The following is a 2,980-nucleotide window of genomic DNA, read 5'->3' on the forward strand; positions in this document are numbered from 1 at the left end:
TTAGGGGACATCGGTCATCCCCGCTGAGCGGACGCAGCCCTGAAACAACGCGATCTCAAACTCGCGGGCCGGTGCGTGCGAGTTCACCACGCCATTCAGCCCGAAGCCCACCCGCCGCGGACCGGCCCAGACCCTTCGGCCCGCAACGCCAACTCCGCATATCTGCCGCCTCGTTACCTGCTATCGAACTGTCGGTGCGGAAACCCCATCTGCGCAGAGATTACCCGGCACCCGCACGTGGTGTGCGTCGCTGCACTACCCGTTGCTACCGCGGCGACCATCTTGGCCCGACGGCCGGCCCGGTCCGCCCAGACCACCGGAACCGCCGTTACCGCCCAATCCGTTCAAGTGCGGCTGGCCCCCATTGCCGCCGTCACCCCCATCTCCGCCGCCGCCCGTGGCGCTGCCGCCGCCGTTCCCCCCGGCGCCGCCGTCGCCGCCATCTGCACCGGCGTCGCCTGCGCCGCCGGCGTCGCCGCCTTCGCCGCCCTTCCCGCCGGCGCCCCCGGTACCGCTGCCGGTCGCGGTTCCGCCCAGCCCACCGCTACCCGCTTTTCCGCCTGATCCTGCCGGGTTACCAGCGTTCCGACCGTCACCGCCGCGGCCACCACCCCCACCGTCGCCGCCGGTGCCTGCGTCACCCCCGCCGTCAGCGCCACCACCGCCTCCGCCGTCACCGCCGAAGCCGCCGAGGCCGCCAGGGCCGACGATGCCGGTATTGCCGCCGCCGCCCCCCAGTCCGCCGCTTCCCCCGGCGCCGCCGTTACCCCCGCCGGTTGCCGAACCGCCGGCCCCGCCGGCACCGCCGTAGCCGGCTAAACCGCCTGCCCCTCGGTTGAACTCGCCGACATCGCCGCCGCGGCCCCCGGCCCCACCGGCGCCACCGGTGCCACCGTCGCCGCCTCCCGCGGCGGCTCCGCCGGCTCCACCCCGTCCGCCGAAACCGCCTTGACCACCCAAAACATTGCTTGTAACGCCGACCCCTGACCCGCCCGCGCCCCCGCTGCCCGCGTTGCCCCCGGTGCCGCCGTTGCCGCCGTCGGTCGCTGCCCCGCCCGCGCCGCCATCACCCCCATCGCCGCCGCGTGCGCCGAAACCGCCCGAGGATGTCACCTGGCCACCGCGGCCCCCGACACCGCCGTCGCCACCTGCCCCGGCGTCGCCACCGCCGCTCGCGGAACCGCCGACGCCGCCCTTCCCGCCGACGCCGCCCGCGCCGCCGCCGTCGCGGTTCACCACGGTGCCGCCTGCACCGCCGCCGCCACCGCCGCCGCCGGAGCCGGCATTGCCGCCGCCCGTCGCCGCACCCCCGGCCCCCCCATTGCCGCCGGCCCCGCCGTCGCCAGAGTCTCCGATTCCGCCCACTCCTCCTTTCCCGCCGCCACCGCCGGTTCCGCCGTCGCCGCCGTCGCCGCCGTCGACGCCGAGGCCGCCCGCCCCGCCGTCACCACCGGCGAAGCCCGGAACTCCAGTTGTGGCGTTGGCGCCGTCGCTGCCCGCGCCGCCATCACCACCCCTGCCGCCGCCGCCGCCGATCCCCGCTGCGCCTGCGCCTCCCCCGGTCCCCCCGGCGCCCGCCCCGCCCCCGGCGCCGGCCGCTCCACCGGCACCGGCGTGACCGCCATCGCCGCCGACGGAGCCCGCCGCGGTACCCGACCCGCCGGCACCGCCATCGCCGCCGCCGCCGCCATTGCCGCCAGTGCCGCCGGTGCCGTTGACGCCACCGCTACCGGTATTCCCCCCGGCGCCACCGGACCCGCCTCGCCCACCGGCGAACCCGGTTCCACCGGTAGCGCCAGTGCCCGCAGCGGCGTCACCGCCGCCACCGCCGTCGGCGCCGGCCCCGCCATCGCCGCCACGCCCACCGACCCCGGCATGGCCCGCTTGGCCGCCGGTGCCCCCGGTGCCGACCGACCCGCCGGTCCCCGCATCCCCACCACGAGCGCCCGCCCCGCCGTTGCCCCCGATACCGCTCCCGCCAGCGCCGTCCCCACCGCCACCGCCGGCACCGCCGGCCCCGCCGGTCCCACCGGACCCGTTGACACCGCCCAGAGTGTTCCCGCCGGCCCCACCACCACCGCCGGCACCACCGGCCCCGCCGCCGAACCCATTCGCTCCCGGGAAGATGCCGTTGCTGCCACGTGCCCCCGCACCCCCGGCTCCGCCGACTCCACCGACCCCGCCGGCCCCGGCCACCCCGCCGGAGCCCCCGCCCCCGGCCGCTCCACCGGCCCCGGCGTTCCCGCCGTCACCGCCGGAACCACCGGAACCGGACAGGACACCAGAGGTCGCCCCAGCCCCACCCGCCCCGCCGGCGCCACCGGCGCCGCCGGTACCACCCGAACCGTTGCTGCCGCCCGGCGTGAACCCGCCTGCACCACCCGCACCACCGGTACCACCGGCCCCGCCGGTCAAGCCATTCAGCGCCAACGCAGTGCCCGATGCCCCGGCCGCACCCGCTCCGCCCACCCCGCCGGCACCACCGTCACCGCCGGCGCCTACCCCGCCGGCCGCGCCCGCCGCGCTGAACCACTGTCCCGCCGCGCCCCCGGCACCACCCACACCCGCCACCCCGCCGGTCCCGCCGCCCCCGCCGTCGCCACCTATGGCACCGCTCACCGAGCCGGCCGCCCCAGCGCCCCCGGCCCCTCCCACCCCGCCGGCACCGCCAAGCCCGCCGGCCCCGCCCGGCCCGAACAACACCGCGCCGCGCCCGCCCGCGCCGCCCTCTCCACCAGCCCCACCCAGCCCGCCCAAGGTGCCCGCAGGGGCCGCGGTCGTGCCCGTATCACCAAGCCCACCGGCGCCACCAGCGCCCCCAGCCCCACCAACCCCACCACCGCCGAACAGACCACCTGCTCCCCCGGCCCCACCCACACCGCCTGCCCCCCCACTACCACCGCCGAGCGCACCCACCGACCCCGCGCCACCAGCCCCGCCACTACCACCAACGCCCCACAACCAGCCGCCAGCCCCCCCC

1 protein-coding gene is annotated in these 2,980 nt (G+C 78.8%); it reads right to left on the reverse strand.

Going from position 1 to position 2,980, the window contains the following annotated elements; translation table 11 throughout:
* Positions 1-255: 255 nt before the first annotated feature.
* The coding region (locus tag AC5Y7D_RS30715; RefSeq protein ID WP_499929932.1) for a hypothetical protein at positions 256-2,980 on the reverse strand (2,725 nt) is incomplete at its 5' end.

It is taken from the genome of Mycobacterium sp. NGS49, from assembly GCF_059812565.1.